This window comes from Deltaproteobacteria bacterium, from assembly GCA_019308905.1.
Lineage (GTDB): Bacteria > Desulfobacterota > BSN033 > WVXP01 > WVXP01 > JAFDHF01.
In genome coordinates this window covers 1-19,698 of the sequence record JAFDHF010000033.1, presented here as the reverse complement: position 1 = coordinate 19,698, position 19,698 = coordinate 1, and the positions used below count along the sequence as shown (strand labels likewise).

The following is a 19,698-nucleotide window of genomic DNA, read 5'->3' as shown; positions in this document are numbered from 1 at the left end:
ACACTGATGGGGGGGAACCATGGCTAAGGTCAAGAGTATAGTTTCCGGGGTTCTCATTGCTCTCGTCATCGTCTTCGTCGTCCAGAACACCGAAACCGTGCAGGTGCGGCTTCTCTTCTGGAAGGTGTCGATGTCCTGGGCCCTGATGGTCTTGATCGCTCTTCTTATCGGGATTGTTGCGGGTTGGCTTGTGAGGGGCACGAGACGCAAATAGGCCAGAAAGCTGATGGGCCCCGGCATCTGAGTCGATAAGTCGGGTGTACTGTCCGGCTCGACGATGGAGGCGTCTCCTGCGAAGGTGGTATTGACAAGAACCGGGTCGGGGGATATCATGCCATGGTTGTCCAGTTGTGCCCCCGTAGCTCAGTAACGGACAGAGCAAGGGATTCCTAATCCCTGTGTCGCCGGTTCGAGTCCGGCCGGGGGTATTCTTGTATCATCAAATAGTTGCTCAGATTCGTTGGCGTTTGCTCTGCCTGTGAACCTCCCGGTAGTAACCCCTGCGGAACCACCTCGCTTTTCCGGATAAATCCCTCAAGAGAGCCAGAATAACAAAGACCCTTCGGCGATCATATGATGTACCGGGGGGATTTTCCCTAATTTCTTTAGGTTTGTTTGCCATTCCATCAAAACATAGGTAGAATATGCAGGAGAAAGGGGTGGTTTTGATGGACGCCATCGATCGACAGATCCTGGATCTTCTCCAGGACAACGGCCGAACGACCGTGCTTGAGATCGCGAGAAAGGTCAAGCTCTCTTCCCCATCGGTCTCCGAGAGATTGAAGAAGCTCCACCGCAGAGGCTACATAAAGAAATACGTGGCCATTCTCGACGAGAAGAAGTTGGGCAAGACGACTACGGCCTTTGTCCGTGTCTCCATCCAGTATCCGAAATATTTTCCTCTTTTCATCTCGAGGATCAACGAACTGCCGGAGGTCATGGAGTGCCACAGGATCACGGGGGATCATTCCTGCATCCTCAAGGTAAGAGTGAAAGACACAGAGGCCTTGGATCATTTCTTGACGAGAAAGGTGGGGGAAATCGAGGGAGTGACCAATGCAACCTCAGAGATAGTCCTATCCACCATGAAAGAAGAGACCAGATTGACCCTCTGAGCGGGTACAGGACAGACTTATCTCTTACTGATAGAACCCCATGAGCGTATCTCTTGCAGATCTACCTCGTTTGACAGGATTATCCCTCTCTGCTCCATCTCTTCAAGGGCGGCTAGGGTGGTTTTTGGATCAACTCCTCTGGTAAGGCTCTTTACCAGCATCACCTGGTAGCCCAGATCGACCGCGTCGAGGACGGTAGCCCTGACGCAGTAGTCCGTTGCGATCCCGTAGACCACGATTCTGGAAATTTCCCTTTCCTGCAAAAGGCCGTGCAGCTCGGTCCGGTGGCCGCCCTCATCCTGGAAGCCCGAGTAGCTGTCAAAGTCGACCGCAGTCCCCTTTCTCACTATAGCGTCGAGGAGCCGCTCATCGATCATGAGCGCCGCTCCTTCGGTACCCTGCACGCAATGAGGAGGCCAGAGCAACTGCTGCCTCTCCCTGAGAAAGATCACGTCGAAGGGTTTCTTTCCTTTGTGGGTTGTGAAAAACGAGACGTGATCGGGAGGATGCCAGTCCTGTGTTGCAAAGACCGGAAGGCCGGCTCGTTTCAACATCTGAGTGCTCTCTTGAACCCTTTGGACAAACCCCTGGTCGGTGCCTGGAACGGCCAGAGCGCCCTCTGTCACTTGGATAAAGTCCCGCTGGAAGTCGACAACAATGACGGCTGTCTTCTCTTCCGGCATGGCTTAGCCTCCCTCTGGATGGTACGACCCTTAAAGAGCGAGAACCATATGGCTTGAGCCGTCATTTGGGAGATGCCTCCACGCGAATCGACGAGAGCCGGCTCCTTCGCGGCTGCACATGGTCCGTGGCAAGGGCTCTTTAGCGCCTTTCTCCGTGTGAAAACTCCCTACTAGAAGGGGAATATACGCTTTACCTCCACAACCGTGCCGTTTCGGATCTCGACGACCGTGGTTTTCTGGTTCAGGTCTCGATTTCCCAGATAGATCAGTCTGATGATCCTATACTTGTAACGTGCCTGTTCGCCGTAGAAGTAATCGCTGGGAGTCACTAGGCTGGGCAGGCCGAGTCTTGAAAGTACCTCGGCCTCATCCATTCCCACCCTTATCCGTATGAACTGATCAAAGGGGATCTCTCTGTAAAGACAGGGCCCTCGAGAGGCCGGGTCCCTTTTCCCGGCGCTTCCATCCGCCTCTTCGATACTCGGTGAAGCTGGAAGAGGATTCCCTTGCTGTCCGGGTGGCTCAACAGCCATGCCGGCCTCTTCTTCCAATTGCAGGGGTAGTTCGACGGTCTCGATCCGATTCCGGAACCCGCAAGGAACTCTTGCCAGATCGTTCGTGAAACAGAGGTTTCCATCCTCATCGGTCCACTTGTAGATGAGCTCTCCTGCTGTTCTATCATATCGAGTTCTGTCCGGCTCCGCCCTTTCGAAAAAGGCGTCGCTCTCCGGTCGAGATTCGGCCAATATTCGAGAGGGCAGGAAGGAGGGCAGAATACTCAGAGCCAGCACAAAACCCGTGAACTCGAGGATCATCCAACCCCTTGAGGAATTCATGTTCTCCTCCATCTTCTTTGGAATCGATCGAGGTTTAAATGCATGATAACACAAATCCATCGGGGGTTGCGACCCTCCGGAGGTTTCTGTAACCCGCGAATCGACTGGACCTGCGGGTCTGCCCTTTTATTGATCCCGGTAAGACGCGGTTTGAACGGGTGGTCTGCCGGCAGGGTTGCTGTCAGGTTCCCATGGGAGAGAGACTGATAGGGACCGGAAAGCGCCTCGACGTCCCTCTATTGGTTGTTAAGGTCCACCTGGCAAAGGCAGTCTGACACCTCTTGGGGGGAGAAGGGGGTTGAAAGGAAGTAGATTCCGATCTTGGCCGATCTCTCCCTTGTTTCCTGGGAGATCTTCTTGGAAAGCAGAAAGACGACCGGCCCCTTTGTTGCACTCCGGTAGGCCTTGACCGCCTCCGAGATCCCCTGAGTGCTCTTTTCGAAGGAGAGGTCGACAAACAGGATGTGCGGGCTGAAGCCTTCGATACTCCCCCTGATGTCGTCGTCTATTGGAAAGGACTTGACCGTGAAGAAGCGTTGCAGCATGAGCCTCACCGGCACGGGGGACTCACCGTTGTTCTCCCAGTAGAAGGCGAGCCTCGGAGGCTTTCCCTCTTCTCCGATCCGAGGGGAGGGTTGAGAAGAAGAGGAAACCTCCTTTATCCCAAAGAACCCCTTGATCTCTTCGACCTGTTCAGAGAGATTGAAGAGAATCGGCAGGTAGTCCCCTTCCTCCAGGCCTATCGACTTCCAGATCTCGTGCCCAGGGATATGGACATAGCTGTCACCTCCGGACCCGATACATGCGATTTTCGTCAGGATGTCCGCCACCATGATGATAAGGGAGACATCGGCCCTGGAAGGATCGGCTCCCTCCTTCAGGGAAGGGTTATGATGGTTGGCCACGGCATCTGCCAGGGAGGGGGGCAGATTCCATTTTTGGAGGAGCAGTTTCCCCACCAAGGTGTGAGAGATGCCGATCTCTTCTGTTTCCAGTTCCAAGAGGGGTTTCCTACTGGCATAGGCCTCCTGCAGGGCGACGGTGAAGGAGCCGGGAAAGAACTGGTCGAAAACCATTCTCCCGATATCATGGAGCAGCCCCCCCACAAAGGCCTCGTCAGGAAACCTGTGGCGAATCCTATCGGCTATGGCCTTGCAACAGTGAGCACATGCGAGGGAGTGTTCCCAGAATCTCTGTCTCGGCAGAAAGGGGTTTTCCTCCAACTGTCCAAAGGTTTCTATCGTCGAAAGGCCCATGGAAAGATTTCTAATAGCCCGGAATCCGAGCAGGGTTACCGCATGAGAGATGGAGGTCACCAACGTCGAGACATGATAAAGCGGGGAGTTGACGATTCTCAAGACCTTGGCCGTCAGAGCCTGATCATTTGAGATGACCTTGGCCAGTTCGCCTGTGTCTGAGTTCTCATCCTGCGTCACGTTCAAGATCTTGTGCACAATCAAAGGCAGGGGCGGCAGATCTTCGATCTTGTCTATCACCATTTTCAGAACGTCAGTGTCAGCCCCGGCGTGCTCATACTCCTCCATGTTGATGGTTACTGTCCCCATCTTTTCGACAAAGGCTTTTCTGCTTTTTCCAATCTGCTTCATCGGGCTGGTCATCTCCCCTTTGGGCTGACATCCGTTAAGCAAATATCGGGCCAGAGTCCATGGCAGTCGACTGTGTCCGGGCCGCCGCTTGACCAGACCTGGTATGAAAGATGCATAGATCCCGGTTCAAGATAATCGATGAGGTCCCCAGTTCTAAAAAACAGACCTGTCCGGAGTTGAAGAGATGCTCGAGCAAGGCCAGGAGTCTCGAAAGAAGAGACAATACAAGCGGCTCTCTGACAAGGATGAGAGGGTGAAGGAATTCTTGAAGAGACTGGAAGTGATGCTCAGGAGGATCGATCGGAGATTCGTCTGACGCCTTTCGTGAGAGAGGCGTCGCACTTGGGCCTTTGCAGGTCGCGACCGTTGGTCTCTGGCCCGGCAGGTTCCAGATCGTCCTTTCTGTATGGATTTTGACGCTCCATGGCTTCCACTTCTTCCCGGGGGTGACAGAATGGCGAAACGATACGGAACAAGGATCCTGACCGTATTCGCTGTTGTGACGTGGTGCCTGGGTTTCTTCCCAGACGCCCGGGCAGAAAACCGTTACAACATGGTGAATGACTACCGCCTGTACAGATACTCGGGATATAGAGCAAAAAGTCAGGACGACCGTACACTCCTGGTAAAGGTGATCCCCGGTCCCCAAACCAAGGCCGAGACCGACTCCCGGGGTGCCCCCATGAAGGCAACGGATGACGAGTTCTGGTTGTATCCGGTTCAGGAGACTCTGGAACGCATCCTCTACCGAGAACTGGCTCTTTCCTTCCTCTTCCGAAAGTTGAGCAGAGAGGACGAAAGGAGCGACCTCGTTCTCGAAGTGCTTCTCGGGGCCTTTTCCGGGAGCATGCAGAGAGCGGGCCTGGTGACTCGCGTCATCGACGGACGCGTAGCCTTCTCTGTAAGGCTGGTTCAAAGGAGTCCTCGAAAGATCCTCTTTGAGAAACAATATGACCGACAAAATACGGTGAAACTCAAGCCCGTCACCAGATCAGGGTATCTCATGGCAAGACAGGTTGGTAGATGTCTCCAGGAGGTGGTACCCCTGATGTTGGCAGATCTTGAGAAGGTGCTCAACCGGAGAGAGGCCGGCAGAAAACCCCGGAATCCTCCCAAGAGAAGGAAGATCAAAGCAAAACGGCAGGAGACTCTGGATCTGGAGCCGATAGGGCCGAAATAGGAGGCTACGACTGGGCCCCGGGACCTTCACGGGCCCGGCCATGGCAATGGAAGGAAAAGAGGTTCAAAGGGAAGCCATTCAATGGCGTCAAAGGGAACAGATTTCCAGTCCATCCAAGCATACGGGGAGTATTATCTGACAAAGAGGATTGCCTGTGGGGGTATGGCCGAACTGTTTCGAGCGAGGCGCCGGTCAGGGGTTGAGGGATTCGAGAAGATTCTGGCTGTCAAGAGGATTCTCCCACATCTGTCCAAGGACGGCGATTTTGTCAGCATGTTCGTAAAGGAAGCCAAAATCGCGGCCCAGCTGAGCCACGAGAATATCGTCCAGATCTTCGATTTTGGAAAATTTCAAGACTCCTACTTTCTCGCCATGGAGTATGTTTCCGGGATGAGCATCCAAGGGATACAGGAGAAGATCAAAGAGAATCCCTTTCCACCGGATCTGGCGATCTATGCAGTCAGCAGGGCAAGCATGGGGCTCGACTATGCTCATCGCAAGAAGGGGCCGGACAACAAGACCCTCGGAATAGTCCATCGGGACATAAGCCCTCCCAACATCCTGGTCTCCTATGAAGGAGAAGTGAAACTCGTCGATTTTGGAATCGCCAAGGCGGCGGTCCACAGCTCGGAGACAAAATCAGGGATACTGAAAGGTAAGATTCCCTATATGTCTCCGGAACAGGTAACGGGAGGGAAGGTGGACGGCAGGTCGGATATCTTCTCTCTCGGTGTCGTTCTCCACGAGCTGCTCACCGGGCAAAGGCTTTTCCAGGGGACCTCTGAATTCGAGATGATCGAAAAGGTGAGATCCTGCCAGATTGCGCCCCCTTCAAGCGAGAAAAAGACCATACCAGAAGAGTTGGACAAAATCGTCCTCAAGGCCCTCCAGAGGAATCCGGAGGATCGGTACCAGGATGCGGAAGAGTTCTGCCATGCCCTCACCGGCTATCTGGACAGCAAGCGAGCCTATCTCGGCCCCTCGGACCTGAGGAAGTACATGAGGGAGCTGTTCAGAGAAGAGATCAGGAAGGAGGAAGCGGAGATCCAGAAAGAGGCTGGGCTGGTAAGAACATACGAAAAGCAACGTATAACCGAGCAGATAGGGGGGGACCAGCCGGTCCATGGGATGATGGCCGGGAGACTCGGCAGGATCCTTACCGGTGGAGTTGCCAGGAATCTCCTCAGAGCCGGAGAAATCGGGGTCCTGTCACTGGCAGCGTATACCCTGCTGACCCTCTCCCCCCTCCATGATATGCTGGGCGGGAAAGACGAAAAGATCCGTGGGGAGTCTTCCGTCTCTGTGGCAGTTGACCAGAAAACTTCACTTCTCCAGAATGCCATCAATGAAGCCTCCACCCTTTTGACCCGGGGAGACTATGAAGGGGCCATTGCCAGGTTTGATCAGGTCTGTTCAATCGACCCTTTATTCGCAAAGCAGTACAACGCGCTCTTCTCCAGGGCCTTTCTGGCCCGGGCCGAAAAGAATAGAGAAGAGTCGCCCTCGGCCGCCCTGGAGGACTATCGCAGGGCCTGCCAGATGGATCCACACAACTTCAAAGCCCACTTTGAGATGGGACGTCTCCTCACAAGGATGGAAAGGTACCGGGAAGCCGGCCTGAGTTACCAAAAGTCGATCGAAGCCAATCCAGACTTCCCTGACAGTCACTTCAACCTTGGCTATCTCTATTTCAGGAAGAAAGCGTATCTTTTGGCAGCAGAGGAGTTCGAGAACGTGGTAAGATTGAAACCTGGCTACCTAAAGGACGCCTATTTCAACCTCGGACTGAGTTACTTCAAAATGGGGGAGAAGGCAAAGGCCCTCAGAGCCTTCAAGGAGGTCCTGAAGTTTGATCCAAAAAACAGACGAACCATGGCTTTCCTAAAGAAACTCAAGAAACGGTGAAACGGGCAGGGCTTATGAGGAACGTGGCAGACATCAATCAAAGGGCTGGAGCGCGGCTCGACCTGGCATACCGCGACGTAGAGCGGAGGCGGTTCTTTCGCATCAAAGGGGCTGTTCCGGTCTTCTATCGCCTTGTCGACGTGAAGGGAGCAGAGCTATCCCGGCTGCTAACCGGCGAAACGAGGGATTTCTCCAGACAGGGGATCTGTCTCCAGACTCACGTGCTGATCGTGGACGGGGTTGACATCTTTGCGAGAGCCATGGAACCCGACAGGAGACTCTCCCTGGCAATTGAGCTCCCCACGACGAACGAGCGGATCCGCGCCACCGGCAGGGTGATCTGGCAAGAGGACACACGATCTTGGTTTTCTCCTAAGCCCTTCTCAGCCGGGATCTTCCTCGTCGAAATGGACGACAGGGATTGGAAGGGGTGGCACGAGTTCATCGACTCCATCGTGTGAATCGGCGAGGTGAAACTCCGCGAAAGCATAAGGATTTCGCTCAATTGATCCGCCCTGTAGAGGGTTCCCCCCCTCTGGTCTGAAAACATAGAATCAATTCTCGTAAACATTCAACAAGTAGTTTTCCATGCAATATTATTGATCTAAAGGATCAAGAACTACCTTTCAGACCCCACGCGGATTATCTCCCCTTTGATCTCGGCACCCACCTAGAGAATTCCGATACTGGGTTTTCCCATGAACGATTGATGAGCCGATCCAGGATTAAAAAAAAGGACTCCCTCCTTCTCATGGTTGACTGCCTTGTGGGTATGGCCGTAGAGAATGGCGTCGACCTCGCCGAATTCCCTCAGGATCTTCTCTTCCAGCCCGTGGGGAGGTCCCCATCCGTGAATAAGACCCACCGTCAGTCTGCCCAGCTTCAAGACCTGTTTGACCGGGAGGGTGTCCCTGACCTCAGGAGGATCCATGTTGCCTGCGACTCCCATAAACTCTCCTTGCTCCATCAAATATGCGGCCACCCTGTAGTCGACATAGTCACCCAGATGAACGATCAGATCCACCTGGGAGAAGTAGACACGGACTATCCTCTTGAGGGTCTCGTCCGGGACGGTGAGGTGGGTGTCCGAGATTACGCCTATCCTCTCCATAACCGTCTCCCCTGGCCTCGGTGAACGAGCTCTCTCGTTGGAGGCAGCGGCAGGCTGTCCCTTCTGGATGACAGGCCGCCTGCATATATTTTACTTAGCACGGGAAAAAGGCGTGTGTCAACGAGAGAATCCCCGGGAGTCCCCCGATTCTCAGGAAAACTCCTGTACCAGACCGACATCACGGAAGCTGTTGGTCGGCCCTCGATGGTGAGTGGCAGGGGGAAGAGGATTGCCAATCCACGGACCCCGACAGGGCCGCCCCGGGAGGACAAGAGCGAAGTGAGGGAGTTTTGTCCCCTGTGGAAGAGAAAGCCGTAAACCTAACGAGTTGTTAGAAGCTTTGACCAGAAGGTCAGGAAACTCCAGAGGTTTTCTTCTTGACATGGCAACCGGCTCCTTTTAATATATAGGACCTGTTGTCCGCTTCTATCAAGAAGAAGGGGCTGGAAGAAGAAGGCGGAGGGGCGGATGCGTCGCTCTGGTCTTGGCCGGCTGGGAGGCTGGGGGTGGGAGTGAGCTACGATGTGTTGATCATAGGCGGAGGAGTCATGGGTTCGAGCCTCGCCTATCACTTGATGAACGACCGATTCGATGGTACTGTGGCGGTCTTTGAGAAGGATCCCACCTATGAGTTCTCCTCCACGACCTTAAGTGCGGGCGGTATCCGGCGTCAGTTCAGCACAGAGGTGAATATCCGGATCTCACAGTACGGAGTGCGGTTCTATGAGGCATTCGACAAGACCATGGCAGTCGACGGGGAGGCCGCCCACGGGGAGTTCAAACAGTCGGGCTACCTCTTTCTCGCCAATGAGAAGAACTGGCCCCTCATGAAGCGAAACCACGAGTTCCAGATCAGGCTTGGAGTAAAGGTGGAGCTTCTCTCGCCTGAGGAACTCCGCAAGATCGTGCCCCATCTCGACGTGAGTGGGTTGGTGGGCGGCTCCTTCAGCCCCGGAGACGGGTATCTCGATCCCTACGGTGTTCTTCAGGGTTTTGCAAAGAAGGCAAAGAGCCTCGGGGCTAGATACATAGAAGCCGAGGTTACAGAAATCCTCAGAGAGGGCAACCGGGTCACTGGAGTAAGAACACGGGGAGGAGACACGTATACGGGAGGCTTGGTCGTCAACACCGCCGGTCCGTGGGCCGCGGAAATCGGCCGCATGGCAGGAATCGGATTGCCTGTTGAACCTGTTCGGAGAATGGTTTTTGTCTTTCAGCCAGGCGAGGTCTTCGACTATGACCTCCCCCTGGTCATCGATGTCACGGGCCTCTATTTTCGCCATGAGACGGGCAGGATCATCATGACTGGCAAATCGATCTTGGACGAGCCTTCAGGCTTCAATTTCAAGGTGGAGAGATCCTTTTTCACCGAAGAGCTGTGGCCCATTTTGGCCGAGCGGGTTCCTGTTTTTGACCGGCTGAAGCTGATTAGGGGCTGGGCCGGGCTCTATGCAGTAAACAGACTCGACAGTAACGCCCTGTTGGGCCCCCACACCGAGCTTGAGGGTTTCTACATGGCAGTCGGGTTCAGTGGGCACGGATTTCAACAGGCCCCGGCCGTGGGTAAGGGTCTGTCCGAGCTTATCCGTTTGGGACGGTATGAAACCATCGATTTGAGCCCTCTGGCATACGAACGGGTAGAGACGGGAAAACTGGTGGTGGAAGAGGAAGTGGTCTAGGGAGATCGCGGAAAATACACAAACAGGACCGGTGTTTCACATGGTCCCTATCTCGGGGAGAGAGTAACGGTGTTGGTCCTGACCCGGAGAGAGATCCAGAGAACAATATCCATGAGGGAGGCGATCGAAGCGGTCAAGGCGGCCTATCTGGCATGCTTTACCGGGGAGGCCAGCGTTCCGAAGCGAACGACCATTCATCTGGCCGAGACTAGGGGGATCTCTCAGGTGCTGCCGTCCTCTCTCACGAAGATGGGTGTTTTCGGAGCGAAGCTGGTCTCGGTTTTTTTCGACAACCCAAGGCAGGGCCTACCCCTGGTAAGTGCCATGATCGTCCTCCAGGACGGCAGCACAGGCAGACCAATGGCCATCATGGATGGCAACCTTCCCACCGCCATCAAGACAGGGGCCGCCACAGGTGCGGCGACAGAGGTCTTGGCCAGAGGGGGGAGCGAGTCTGCGGGGCTGATCGGCACAGGATACCAGGCGGCATGGCAGCTCGAGGCGATCTGCGAGGTGAGACCCGGCATTCGTGAAATCCTCGTTTTCGACGTCGACAAGGACAAGGCCAGAGGGTTTGCCAGGGAGATGGAATCCTTCCTTTCTCGCTTCCACGTCAGGGTCACGCATGCAGAATCTCCTGAGCAGGCCGTGAGAGGGAGAGATATTATCGTCACGGTGACAACATCGACGACCCCGGTATTTGATGGGGAATGGATCTCGCCGGGTGTCCACGTCAACGCCGTGGGCTCTTTTACTCCGGAGATGCAGGAGATCGACGAAAAGACCGTAATGAAGGCAGACAAGATTGTTACCGACGTGCGGGAGGAGGCCCTTGAGATGACGGGCGATCTGATAGTTCCCATAAGGAAAGGGGTCGTTGCTGCCGGGGTGATCCACGCGGAGATGGGGGAGGTTCTCGCAGGTCAAAGGCCGGCAAGGGAAAGGGAAGACGAAATCACCCTATTTGAAAGCGTGGGACTTTCTGCCTTGGATGTAGCCGTGGCCAAGAGGATTTACCAGAACGCATCGGATCGTGGAATCGGCCACCAGATAGAGCTGAACTGAAAAAATCGGGTTTTCCATGGAGGGTTGAAATGGTTCCGAGTGTCCGGGTTTTGAATGATCAGGAACTGTCTGAAATCGACCGTGCATCACGAGAGCTCCTGGAGGACGTGGGGGTTTCTGTCCATCATGAGGAGGCCCTCGAGGTGTACAGAAGGGCCGGGGCAAAGGTGGATTTCAATCGGCAAAGGGTAAGACTGCCGAGCTACCTGATCGACGATGCCCTGAGCAAGTGTTCCCCCAGCATACGATTGTACGGCAGAAACGGCGCCTCTCCGCTCACTGTAGGAGGCATGCGATCCTACTTCGGTACGGTTGGATTCGCCACAAACGTACTGGACATGGAGACCGGTGTGCATAGGGCAGTCCTGTCCCCGGATCTTGAGGATATGTTTCGCCTTGCAGATGTTCTCGACCCTCCGGAGTTTATCCTCACACCGGCCACCCCCAAGGACGTACCCACAGAGGTGAGTGACCTCTACGAATTCAAGATCGGGCTCACTCATACGAGAAAACATATTATTGCCCAGGCCAAGGGGAAGGAGAATCTCAACAGGATCATAGCAATGGCTGAGGAGGTGGGGGGAAGCCCGGAGGCTCTGCAGGAACGCCCCTTCTTTTCCGTTTTGGTCTGCCTGACCAGCCCCCTGACCCTGCGGCCCGATGCTGCAGAACTGATCATTGAGGGCGCCCGTGCCGGGTTGCCTCTGTTCATCGAGGCTGGGCCCATGTGCGGGGGGACTGCTCCTGCTACCCTGGCAGCCACCCTCATTTGTGCAAATGCAGAGCTTCTCAACAGCTTCGTCCTGGCCAAGGCGGTCAACCCCGGGGTACCACTGGTCTATGCCAGTTGGGCCAGAATCATGGATATGAGGTCGGCCGCCGTTTCTCATGGGGGTCCTGAATTTGGACTGCTTAGAGTCGGTACGACTCAGTTGGCCAGGTTCTACCGGCTGCCCTCAGGCGGAGGGGGCATACTGGCAGACTCAAAGTCTATCGATGCCCAACTGGGAATGGAAAAGATCGGAACCGCTTTGCTGCCGGCACTTGCGGGAACCAATATGATATTGGGAATGGGAATTCTCGCCGAGGAAAATACCGTGAGCCTGGAATCCCTGATGTTGGATCATGAGGTGGCCGGCTACGTAAGGCGGGTCGTTGCCGGAATCCTTGTGGACGATGAGACCACGGATCTCTCCATCTTCAGAGAAGTGGGGCCTGGAGGAAACTTCCTGGACAGGGACCATACCATGGAGCATTTCAGAGAAGAGATGTGGATACCGGAGATAACTGACCGGGGATCTGTCGTGCGGGGGGAAGACCCCGAGTCTACAGGGATGCGCAAGAGGGCCAGGGAGGCCTTGAAGAAGGCCCTGGGTAGTTATGTGCCCCCCCCCTTGCCCAAGGGCGTCGAGTCGAGACTGGAAGCGATCATCGGTGGATAGTGGAGATGCGGATCGAGTCTGAGATATTGCCTTTGCTGTTATGTTAAATACTTATGGCAGTATATCGTGAAAGGAGGTGAACAAAGCGAGATTTTGTGCGACGAGCAACTCGAAGAAGAAAAGGAGGGATGAATCGATGAAAAAGACGGTTCTTGTTCTCGGAGTGCTATCGGTCTTCCTGATGGTCGGTGTGGCCGGCGTGTTGGCCCGTCCACCGGTCTCCCTGCTCGACGAGATCCAGAAGAGGGGGGTCATCAAGGTGGGGATGTTTCTCCAGTACCCGCCCACGGAGTTCCGCGATCCGAAAACCCATGAACCAAAGGGCCTGGAGGTGGAGATTGCAAGACTGCTGGCCAAGGACCTGGGGGTCAAACTCGAAATCGTCGACATGGAGTGGGATGCTATTATCGCCGGGCTCCTGGCTAAGAAGTACGATGTGATTATCGGCTCCATGAGCCGTACCCCGAAGCGTAACCTTTCCATAGCCTTTACCTCCAAGAACCTGGAGGACTATGCGAACATGGCCCTGGTGAGGAAAGAGGACACCAGGAGCACGGTGGAGGAATTCAACAGGGAGGGCGTGGTCATTACATGCCTCATGGGGGGGATTGCCGAGGTTGCGGCGAGGAGGTTCTTTCCCAGGGCTACCATCAAACCCATGCAGCAGAATCCTGCGGTCCTTGAGGTGGAGGCCGGCCGAGCGGACATGATCGTAGTGGAGAATGTCTTTGCCTACAACTACATCAGGGAACATCCTGAGAAGCTCAAGATCATTTTCGAGAAGAATCCTCTCAGCCACGAACCTTCTGCGATGGGATTGAGAAAGGGGGACCAGATCTTCTTGAACTGGCTTGACAATTGGATCCAGTATCAATGGGATAACGGAACGCTCCAACAACTGATCGACAAGTGGATTGTCAAGGGAACTTATGATTAGTGGAGTTTCCGGGTTTTCGGGCAACGCCCTTTCCCCGAGGGAGATTGCCGAAGGGGAGGGGTCGTGATCGCGGTTCGTGTTCGTGGGGAAGGGGCGGCGCCCTGTCGGAAAGAGAGATGACCGTAGAGTTAAGCGGTTCCAAGAATCCCCGGTCGAAAACCCAGGAAACTCTCCACAACCTGTGATTAGAGTTGCCCGGGGGCTTTGGGTCGGTTTCACCGAAGGGCCCGTCCTCCGGTGAAACCGACCCAAGGGGAAACCGATTTCTCTCTCCACGGGGGTTTGACGTAAACAGGACCGCGACTAAAAGGAAGAGCCAAGAACAGCCGTGTACATTTTTCACTTTGAAATACTCTCACGGTGGATCGGGCCTCTCCTCCTGGGCCTCCTGATGACCATCAAGGTCTCTGCCCTGGCCATGATCCTGGGCATGGTGGTCGGACTCGGCGTGGCCTTCGTGAGGATGGCGAGGCATGTTGCCCTGCGGGAGTCGGCCGTTATCTACATCGAAATCGCCCGGGGCATGCCTGTTCTCGTTCTTATTTTCTGGTTCTATTACGGGCTTCCCATTCTGACTGGTGTGGCTTTCTCGGGTCTTGTTTCTGGGGTTGCAGCCCTGACACTGAAGTACGCGGGGTACCTGGCGGAGATCTTCAGGGCAGGGATCGAGGCCATAAAGACGGGCCAAAGAGAAGCGGCCTATTCCCTGGGGTTTTCAAGGGCACAGACGATGCGGCGGATCATCCTCCCACAGGCCATTCGCATTGTAGTGCCGCCCCTGGGAAGCGCCTTTGTGGGAATGCTTCAGGACTCGGCTCTGGTTTCGATCATTGGCGTTACCGATCTAATGAGGCAGGGACAGTTGGCCGTAGCGTCCACTTTTCGGCCATTTGAACTGTATACTATCGTGGCACTGCTCTACCTGGCCACAACCGTCACGTTTTCCAAGATCAATGACTATATGGAGAAGAGAAGACAGATCATCCAGTGACCGGCTCACGGTTTGATGGGTTGTTTTTCGCACACATAAGAGACGATGTACGCATTTGACCTCGACATCATCTGGGGGCAGCTCGACTATTTCACCGTGGGAGCGCTCTTCTCTCTGGGGCTGACCGCCCTGTCCATGTTGATCGGAATGGGCGTGGGTCTGGTCGTCAGTCTGGGAAGGCTCACCAAGAACATCGCCATCCGGGCCCTTTCGTCGGCCTACGTGGACGTGACGCGGGGAATCCCGCTTCTCGCCCTGCTTCTCTGGTTTTACTACGGACTCTCGATCCTGGTGGACTATACCTTCTCTCCTTTTTCTACAGGTGTCTTTTGCCTGTCCTTGAAATACAGCGGTTACCTGGCAGAGACCTTCAGAGCGGGAATCCAGGCCATTGAGAAGGGTCAGTCAGAGGCGGCTTTCTCCCTCGGGTTTTCTAAGCTTCAAAACCTGCGGCGGATTGTCATTCCACAGGCCCTGAGGATCGTGGTCCCTCCTGTGGGAAACAGCTTCGTGAGTATGCTACAGGATTCCTCCCTGGTGGCACTTGTGGGCGTGTGGGAACTGATGAAACGTGGAAATTCGGTGGCGAACTCTTCTCTTCGTCCTTTCGAGATCTATACGGCCGTAGGAGTATTCTATCTCATCATGACCGTATCGGCCTCCCGGTTGAACCGATATCTGGAGGGGCGCCTAAGCATCGAACACTAGGAGATCAAGTGGTTTCCCGAAGCCCTTCTATTGGGCTGAGAGGAGGTGTGGGGAAAGGGAGGCAAAAGAGATGGAAGTCCCCATGATAAGAGTCGAAGACCTCCACAAGTCCTTTGGAACCCTCAAGGTCTTGAGGGGCATCAGCCTGGAGGTTAGGAAGGGGGAAGTAATCTGTATCATCGGTGCCAGTGGATCGGGGAAGTCGACATTCCTCAGGTGCCTCAATTTTCTCGAAGAGCCCGATCGGGGTAGAATCTATATCGATGGAGAGCTGCTCGGGTACAGGATCGCAAAAGACGGAAGACTCGTCCGTGCTCGCGCCAGAGATATCTATCGTATGCGGTCAGAGATAGGAATGGTCTTTCAGCTTTTCAATCTGTGGCCCCACAAGAGGGTTCTTGAAAATGTGACGGAGGCCCTTGTAATGGTGAGAAAGAAGAGCAAGGCCGAGGCCGTGGCAATCGCGGAGGACTACCTGCAGAAGGTTGGTATCATAGACAAGAAGAACGAGTACCCCTCGAGGCTCTCGGGGGGGCAGCAGCAGAGGGTCGCAATAGCGAGGGCTCTGGCCATGCACCCCAAGATTATGATGTTCGACGAGGCCACCTCGGCCCTGGATCCGGAACTGGTGGGGGAAGTCCTGGATGTGATGGAGAGATTGGCAAAAGAGGGAATGACCATGGTCGTGGTGACTCATGAGATGGGCTTTGCCAGACACGTGGCGGATCGGGTTATCTTCATAGATCAGGGGGTCGTGGCTGAAGAAAACACGCCGGAAGGTATCTTCAGAAACCCTAAGAACCCTAGGACCCGCGAGTTCCTTTCCAAGGTGCTCCATATGGACTGAAGAGATTCTCTCCTCCTGCCAAAGGTCACGTCGATGCGCTCCCAGAGGCTAATCCCTGAGATAGATGAGACGATTCGCCCTGCGAGTCGCCTCCGTGAAGATCCCGACGCCGACCGTCAAGACCCCCTCGTCGATGTCGAATTCCGGGCTGTGCAGGCCGATGACGGACTTGCCCTTTTCGTCCCAGCAGATCCCCTTTTCGCGGTTGGCACATCCGAGGCGGAGCATGGCTCCGGGGACCAGGGAGGTGAAGAACGAGAAATCCTCTGCCCCCATGGAGGGTCTGAGGATCTCGACCCGGTCGTTGCCCAGCAGATCCGAAGACACCTCTTTCAGAAATCCTGCGACTTCCGTATCGTTCACACAGGGGGGATACCCCTGCTCACGCTCGGTTGCACATGTCACATCGAAACTCAGGGCACAGGCCCTGGCAGTCGCCTGGATCCGATCCCAAAGGAGCTGCCTTGTCTCTTCGGTGAAGGCCCGGATCGTACCGTCCATCTCCACCTCATTGGGTATCACATTGGGAGCGCTCCCTCCGGCTATCCGCCCCACGGTGATAACGGCCGAATCCAGGGGATCGACCCGCCTGCTCACGATGGTCTGAATCTGACCTACCAAATGGGAGGCCGCGACAATCGGATCCCGGCATTGGTCAGGATGAGCCCCGTGTCCACCCCGGCCCCTGAGTTTGATATGGAAGGTGTCGGCCGATGCATGGCTGAGTGATTGGGAAAGCCCGGCCCATCCCACCTCCATCTCGGGAAAGACGTGTCCTGCCAGAATAGCTCTGGGAGACGGGTTCTCAAGAGCCCCGTCTTCGATCATCCGCCTGGCGCCGGCCCCTCCCTCCTCGGCTGGCTGAAAGATGAACTTGACGCATATCCCCGAGGCATCGAGGATTTCAGGATTCTCCGCGAGAATCCTGGCCACACCAAGCATGATAGTGACATGAGCATCATGACCGCAGGCATGCATGACACCCTGGTTTACGGATCTGTAAGGACCGTTGAGCGCCGTCTCAGGCTCTTGAATGGGAAGAGCATCCATGTCTGCACGGAACGCAAGGCATGGTCTGTCCAAATCACCCAGAGCGGCCACTACCCCCGTCTCTGCGAGTCCGTGGCGGACGGTGTAGCCCAGCTCGGTGAGGAGACCTGCGACCTTTCCGGAGGTGCGTTTCTCCTGGTATGAGAGCTCCGGATGCCTGTGAAGATCTCTCCGGAAAGATACAAGCCACTCCTGGTCAGGTCGGGGCACACTGCCTTGCATCGGTTCCTCCTCATCCTACGGCGGACCAACTCAGTATGCAACGAACCGGTCGCCTTGTAAAGCCATTTCCCTCACCGGATGGGATGGGAGGGCCTTCACAAAAGTCCGGAGATGGGATAAGCTGACAGATCGAGATATCCGGGAGGATGGGGCTTGGAGGACGCAGATCACCAGAGAATCCGGCAAGGGTTGAGGCTCTTTGCAAATCCGGAGACAGCATACTTTCTCAGCCGGCCGAACCGTTTCCTGGTGCAATGCAAACGGGGAGAAAAGACCTTCGCCGCCTTCCTTCCCAATTCGGGAAGACTTCTGGAGCTGTTGCTTCCCGGCCGACGTCTCTACCTTGTCAAGGAAGGAGGGGCAGCGGCAGCACGGAGAAAGACCGAGTACACCGTCGTGGCTGTGGAGAGGGAAGGACGGCCGGTGATGCTCCATACCCACCGGACAAATGACGTGGTCCGCTATCTTTTGGAAAGGGGAGAGGTGCCGGGTCTGGAGAAGGCACGTGTGAAAGCCGCGGAGGTGAGGGTCGGACAGAGCCGCTTCGACTTTCTCCTTGAGATGGGCGGGGAGAGGATTTTCCTGGAGGTCAAATCGTGCACCCTTTTCGGGGACCACGTGGCCATGTTTCCTGATGCCGTTACCGCAAGGGGGACACGGCATCTGAGGGATCTGGCAGCTCTCCGTCGACAGGGAGTCCGCGGCGCCGTCGTTTTTGTCGTCCACTGGCCGGAATCCCGAATTTTTATGCCAGACTACCATACAGATCTGGCATTTTCCAGGACTCTGCTGGCGGTACGGCAGACAATAGAGACTATTCCGATCTCTGTGGGGTGGAATACGGACCTTTTAATGAGCGAGAAGGCGAGGCTTCTGGATATTCCGTGGGATTATGTCGAGAGGGAATCGAAAGACAGGGGCAGCTATCTCCTCATTCTGCGTCTTCCCAGGGCAAGGAGTCTCCAAATCGGCAGATTGGGAAGGCTCTCCTTTCCAAAGGGTTTCTATATCTACGTTGGGTCTGCGATGAGAGGGCTCACTGGAAGAATCCAGAGACACCGCCGCCTGAGAAAGCGGCCCCATTGGCACATAGACGCCCTCAGGGCCGCCTCGGAATTCCATTCTGCCTTGCCGGTCCGGTCTTCCCTTCGCCTGGAATGTGAGATCGCCCAGGCCTTGAAGGGAATAGGGGAGTGGGAGATACCAGGTTTCGGTTCAAGTGATTGTTCCTGTGGGACACACCTCTTTGGTATGGCCGGTGATCCCATCCATTCACGGCAGTTTCACCGACTCGTTCAGTATTTTCGGATGGATCGGTATGAAATGTCTCTGAGGCTCAGGGATCTGCCGAGAGGAGGGCAGGGCGATAGGAGAGCTCCGGCTTCTTGAAGGGCACGTATCCAGGAAGGTTCGCGACCGATACCGGTTGGATGAGTTGATCTCTTCGGCAAGGGACGAAGGCAGCTTTTCCGGTATCTATGTCGTCCGCCTGCTGGTGAGACGATTGAACGAGACAAGGGGGGCCGCGGTCTATCCGGAGAATGCCCTTAGACCCGGGTATCTCTATGCGGTGGGGATCGTCCAGGAGGTCCTCCGGGCGGTTCTGAGACTCTATAGAGAGGAGAGAAACCCCCAGGCCTTCCGGCTGGCCATGAGGAGACTCACTCGAAGGCTGGGAAGAGAATCGGTCGAGCGCACTCTTTCGAACTTTGTGCGGCTTTTTCCGCCCCCCGAGGTCTACCACGGCGAGCAGTCAGTGGACCAATACCTTGAACGAGAGACTGCAGGAACGCCCAATGCTCTTGTTGCTCTTGAGGAGATGGTCCTCCTTTCCCTATCCAATGAGAACCCCGCTTTTTCCCCTTTTGAGGAGTTTTTCGACGATGGAGAGTTGAGAAGCAATACGGACTACCTGGCGATCCTGGAGTCCATCGATGGTTTTTTCAAGACCCAGCCCTTTTTCGGTCCGGAGAACAAATCCGCGACCGATATTCTCAAGGTCCCCATGAGGGTCGCCCCCGAGTCCTTGACGGACCAACTCCTCTATATCAAGGACCACTGGGGTTCTCTCCTTTCCGGTGACCTGATGATCCGAATCCTCCTTGCACTCGACCTCATCAGGGAGGAAGAAAAGGTTCGCTTGCCCGCCCCCGGCCCGGCCGGTGTGCCCCGCTTCGAGCCGGAGACGGGCCTTTACGACGAGCCCGAAAGGTTCAGCAAGGACCTGGATTGGATGCCCAGGGTAGTCCTCATCGCCAAGAGTGCCTATGTCTGGCTCGACCAACTGTCGAAAAAATACGGCCGTCAGATCAGCCGCCTC

General features: G+C 55.4%; 19 protein-coding genes and 1 tRNA gene. 15 read left to right on the top strand and 5 right to left on the bottom strand.

All coding sequences use genetic code 11. The features are described from left to right. Positions 1 to 19 precede the first annotated feature (19 nt). The 3 genes from JRJ26_11785 to JRJ26_11775 all read left to right on the top strand — a co-directional run bounded on the left by JRJ26_11785 (position 20) and on the right by JRJ26_11775 (position 1,115). Positions 20 to 214 carry a LapA family protein gene (locus tag JRJ26_11785; GenBank protein ID MBW2058164.1) on the top strand — a complete coding sequence of 65 codons (195 nt, stop codon included), beginning with the start codon at positions 20 to 22 and terminating at the stop codon, positions 212 to 214. Between the two features lie 138 nt (positions 215 to 352). Next, a tRNA-Arg gene (locus JRJ26_11780) sits at positions 353 to 428 on the top strand. 231 nt (positions 429 to 659) lie between these two features. Next, positions 660 to 1,115, top strand: coding sequence for an Lrp/AsnC family transcriptional regulator (locus JRJ26_11775; GenBank protein MBW2058163.1), 456 nt, complete (start codon positions 660 to 662; stop codon positions 1,113 to 1,115). 17 nt (positions 1,116 to 1,132) lie between these two features. Here the strand turns inward: JRJ26_11775 and pncA are convergent, their stop codons facing one another. The 3 genes from pncA to JRJ26_11760 all read right to left on the bottom strand — a co-directional run bounded on the left by pncA (position 1,133) and on the right by JRJ26_11760 (position 4,241). Next, a complete protein-coding gene (gene pncA / locus JRJ26_11770; GenBank protein ID MBW2058162.1) occupies positions 1,133 to 1,798 on the bottom strand; it encodes a bifunctional nicotinamidase/pyrazinamidase in 666 nt (221 codons plus the stop codon). Positions 1,799 to 1,968: 170 nt separating this feature from the next. Beyond that, positions 1,969 to 2,634: a DUF4124 domain-containing protein gene (locus JRJ26_11765; protein ID MBW2058161.1), complete on the bottom strand. Its 666-nt coding sequence runs from the start codon at positions 2,632 to 2,634 to the stop codon at positions 1,969 to 1,971. 236 nt (positions 2,635 to 2,870) lie between these two features. Next, the gene (locus tag JRJ26_11760) at positions 2,871 to 4,241 is read right to left on the bottom strand and encodes an HDOD domain-containing protein (GenBank protein ID MBW2058160.1); all 1,371 of its coding nucleotides are present in this window, start codon (positions 4,239 to 4,241) and stop codon (positions 2,871 to 2,873) included. Between the two features lie 454 nt (positions 4,242 to 4,695). Between JRJ26_11760 and JRJ26_11755 the strand changes: the two genes are divergently transcribed. From JRJ26_11755 to JRJ26_11745, 3 genes are all read left to right on the top strand, one after another. Then, the gene (locus JRJ26_11755; protein MBW2058159.1) at positions 4,696 to 5,421 is read left to right on the top strand and encodes a hypothetical protein; all 726 of its coding nucleotides are present in this window, start codon (positions 4,696 to 4,698) and stop codon (positions 5,419 to 5,421) included. A gap of 81 nt (positions 5,422 to 5,502) precedes the next feature. Continuing rightward, positions 5,503 to 7,326 (top strand): protein kinase, encoded by a 1,824-nt coding sequence (locus tag JRJ26_11750; GenBank protein ID MBW2058158.1) that lies wholly within the window; start codon positions 5,503 to 5,505, stop codon positions 7,324 to 7,326. A gap of 14 nt (positions 7,327 to 7,340) precedes the next feature. Beyond that, entirely contained in the window at positions 7,341 to 7,787 is a 447-nt protein-coding gene (locus JRJ26_11745) for a PilZ domain-containing protein (protein MBW2058157.1), read from the top strand. A gap of 209 nt (positions 7,788 to 7,996) precedes the next feature. Here JRJ26_11745 and JRJ26_11740 read toward each other — a convergent pair whose 3' ends face one another. Then, complete coding sequence (locus JRJ26_11740) at positions 7,997 to 8,437, bottom strand: metallophosphoesterase family protein (protein MBW2058156.1); 441 nt, start codon at positions 8,435 to 8,437, stop codon at positions 7,997 to 7,999. Between the two features lie 506 nt (positions 8,438 to 8,943). On the opposite strand from JRJ26_11740, the gene JRJ26_11735 reads away from it, so the two are divergent. From JRJ26_11735 to JRJ26_11705, 7 genes are all read left to right on the top strand, one after another. Next, positions 8,944 to 10,116, top strand: coding sequence for an FAD-binding oxidoreductase (locus tag JRJ26_11735; protein ID MBW2058155.1), 1,173 nt, complete (start codon positions 8,944 to 8,946; stop codon positions 10,114 to 10,116). 69 nt (positions 10,117 to 10,185) lie between these two features. Further along, positions 10,186 to 11,181 carry an ornithine cyclodeaminase family protein gene (locus JRJ26_11730; GenBank protein ID MBW2058154.1) on the top strand — a complete coding sequence of 332 codons (996 nt, stop codon included), beginning with the start codon at positions 10,186 to 10,188 and terminating at the stop codon, positions 11,179 to 11,181. 29 nt (positions 11,182 to 11,210) lie between these two features. Beyond that, a complete protein-coding gene (locus JRJ26_11725) occupies positions 11,211 to 12,623 on the top strand; it encodes a trimethylamine methyltransferase family protein (protein ID MBW2058153.1) in 1,413 nt (470 codons plus the stop codon). Between the two features lie 136 nt (positions 12,624 to 12,759). Further along, positions 12,760 to 13,560: a transporter substrate-binding domain-containing protein gene (locus JRJ26_11720; GenBank protein ID MBW2058152.1), complete on the top strand. Its 801-nt coding sequence runs from the start codon at positions 12,760 to 12,762 to the stop codon at positions 13,558 to 13,560. Positions 13,561 to 13,888: 328 nt separating this feature from the next. Continuing rightward, a complete protein-coding gene (locus JRJ26_11715) occupies positions 13,889 to 14,551 on the top strand; it encodes an amino acid ABC transporter permease (protein ID MBW2058151.1) in 663 nt (220 codons plus the stop codon). A 45-nt stretch (positions 14,552 to 14,596) separates the two neighbouring features. Beyond that, positions 14,597 to 15,259, top strand: coding sequence for an amino acid ABC transporter permease (locus JRJ26_11710; protein ID MBW2058150.1), 663 nt, complete (start codon positions 14,597 to 14,599; stop codon positions 15,257 to 15,259). Positions 15,260 to 15,341: 82 nt separating this feature from the next. Further along, positions 15,342 to 16,106, top strand: a complete 765-nt coding sequence (locus tag JRJ26_11705; GenBank protein ID MBW2058149.1) for an amino acid ABC transporter ATP-binding protein — start codon at positions 15,342 to 15,344, stop codon at positions 16,104 to 16,106. 48 nt (positions 16,107 to 16,154) lie between these two features. Here the strand turns inward: JRJ26_11705 and JRJ26_11700 are convergent, their stop codons facing one another. Beyond that, positions 16,155 to 17,378: an amidohydrolase gene (locus JRJ26_11700; GenBank protein MBW2058148.1), complete on the bottom strand. Its 1,224-nt coding sequence runs from the start codon at positions 17,376 to 17,378 to the stop codon at positions 16,155 to 16,157. 189 nt (positions 17,379 to 17,567) lie between these two features. Here JRJ26_11700 and sfsA point away from each other — a divergent pair, with 189 nt between their 5' ends. Both sfsA and JRJ26_11690 read left to right on the top strand, forming a co-directional pair. Next, a complete protein-coding gene (sfsA, locus tag JRJ26_11695; protein ID MBW2058147.1) occupies positions 17,568 to 18,767 on the top strand; it encodes a DNA/RNA nuclease SfsA in 1,200 nt (399 codons plus the stop codon). A 37-nt stretch (positions 18,768 to 18,804) separates the two neighbouring features. Continuing rightward, on the top strand, positions 18,805 to 19,698 hold an 894-nt coding region (locus JRJ26_11690), incomplete at its 3' end, for an alpha-amylase (protein MBW2058146.1).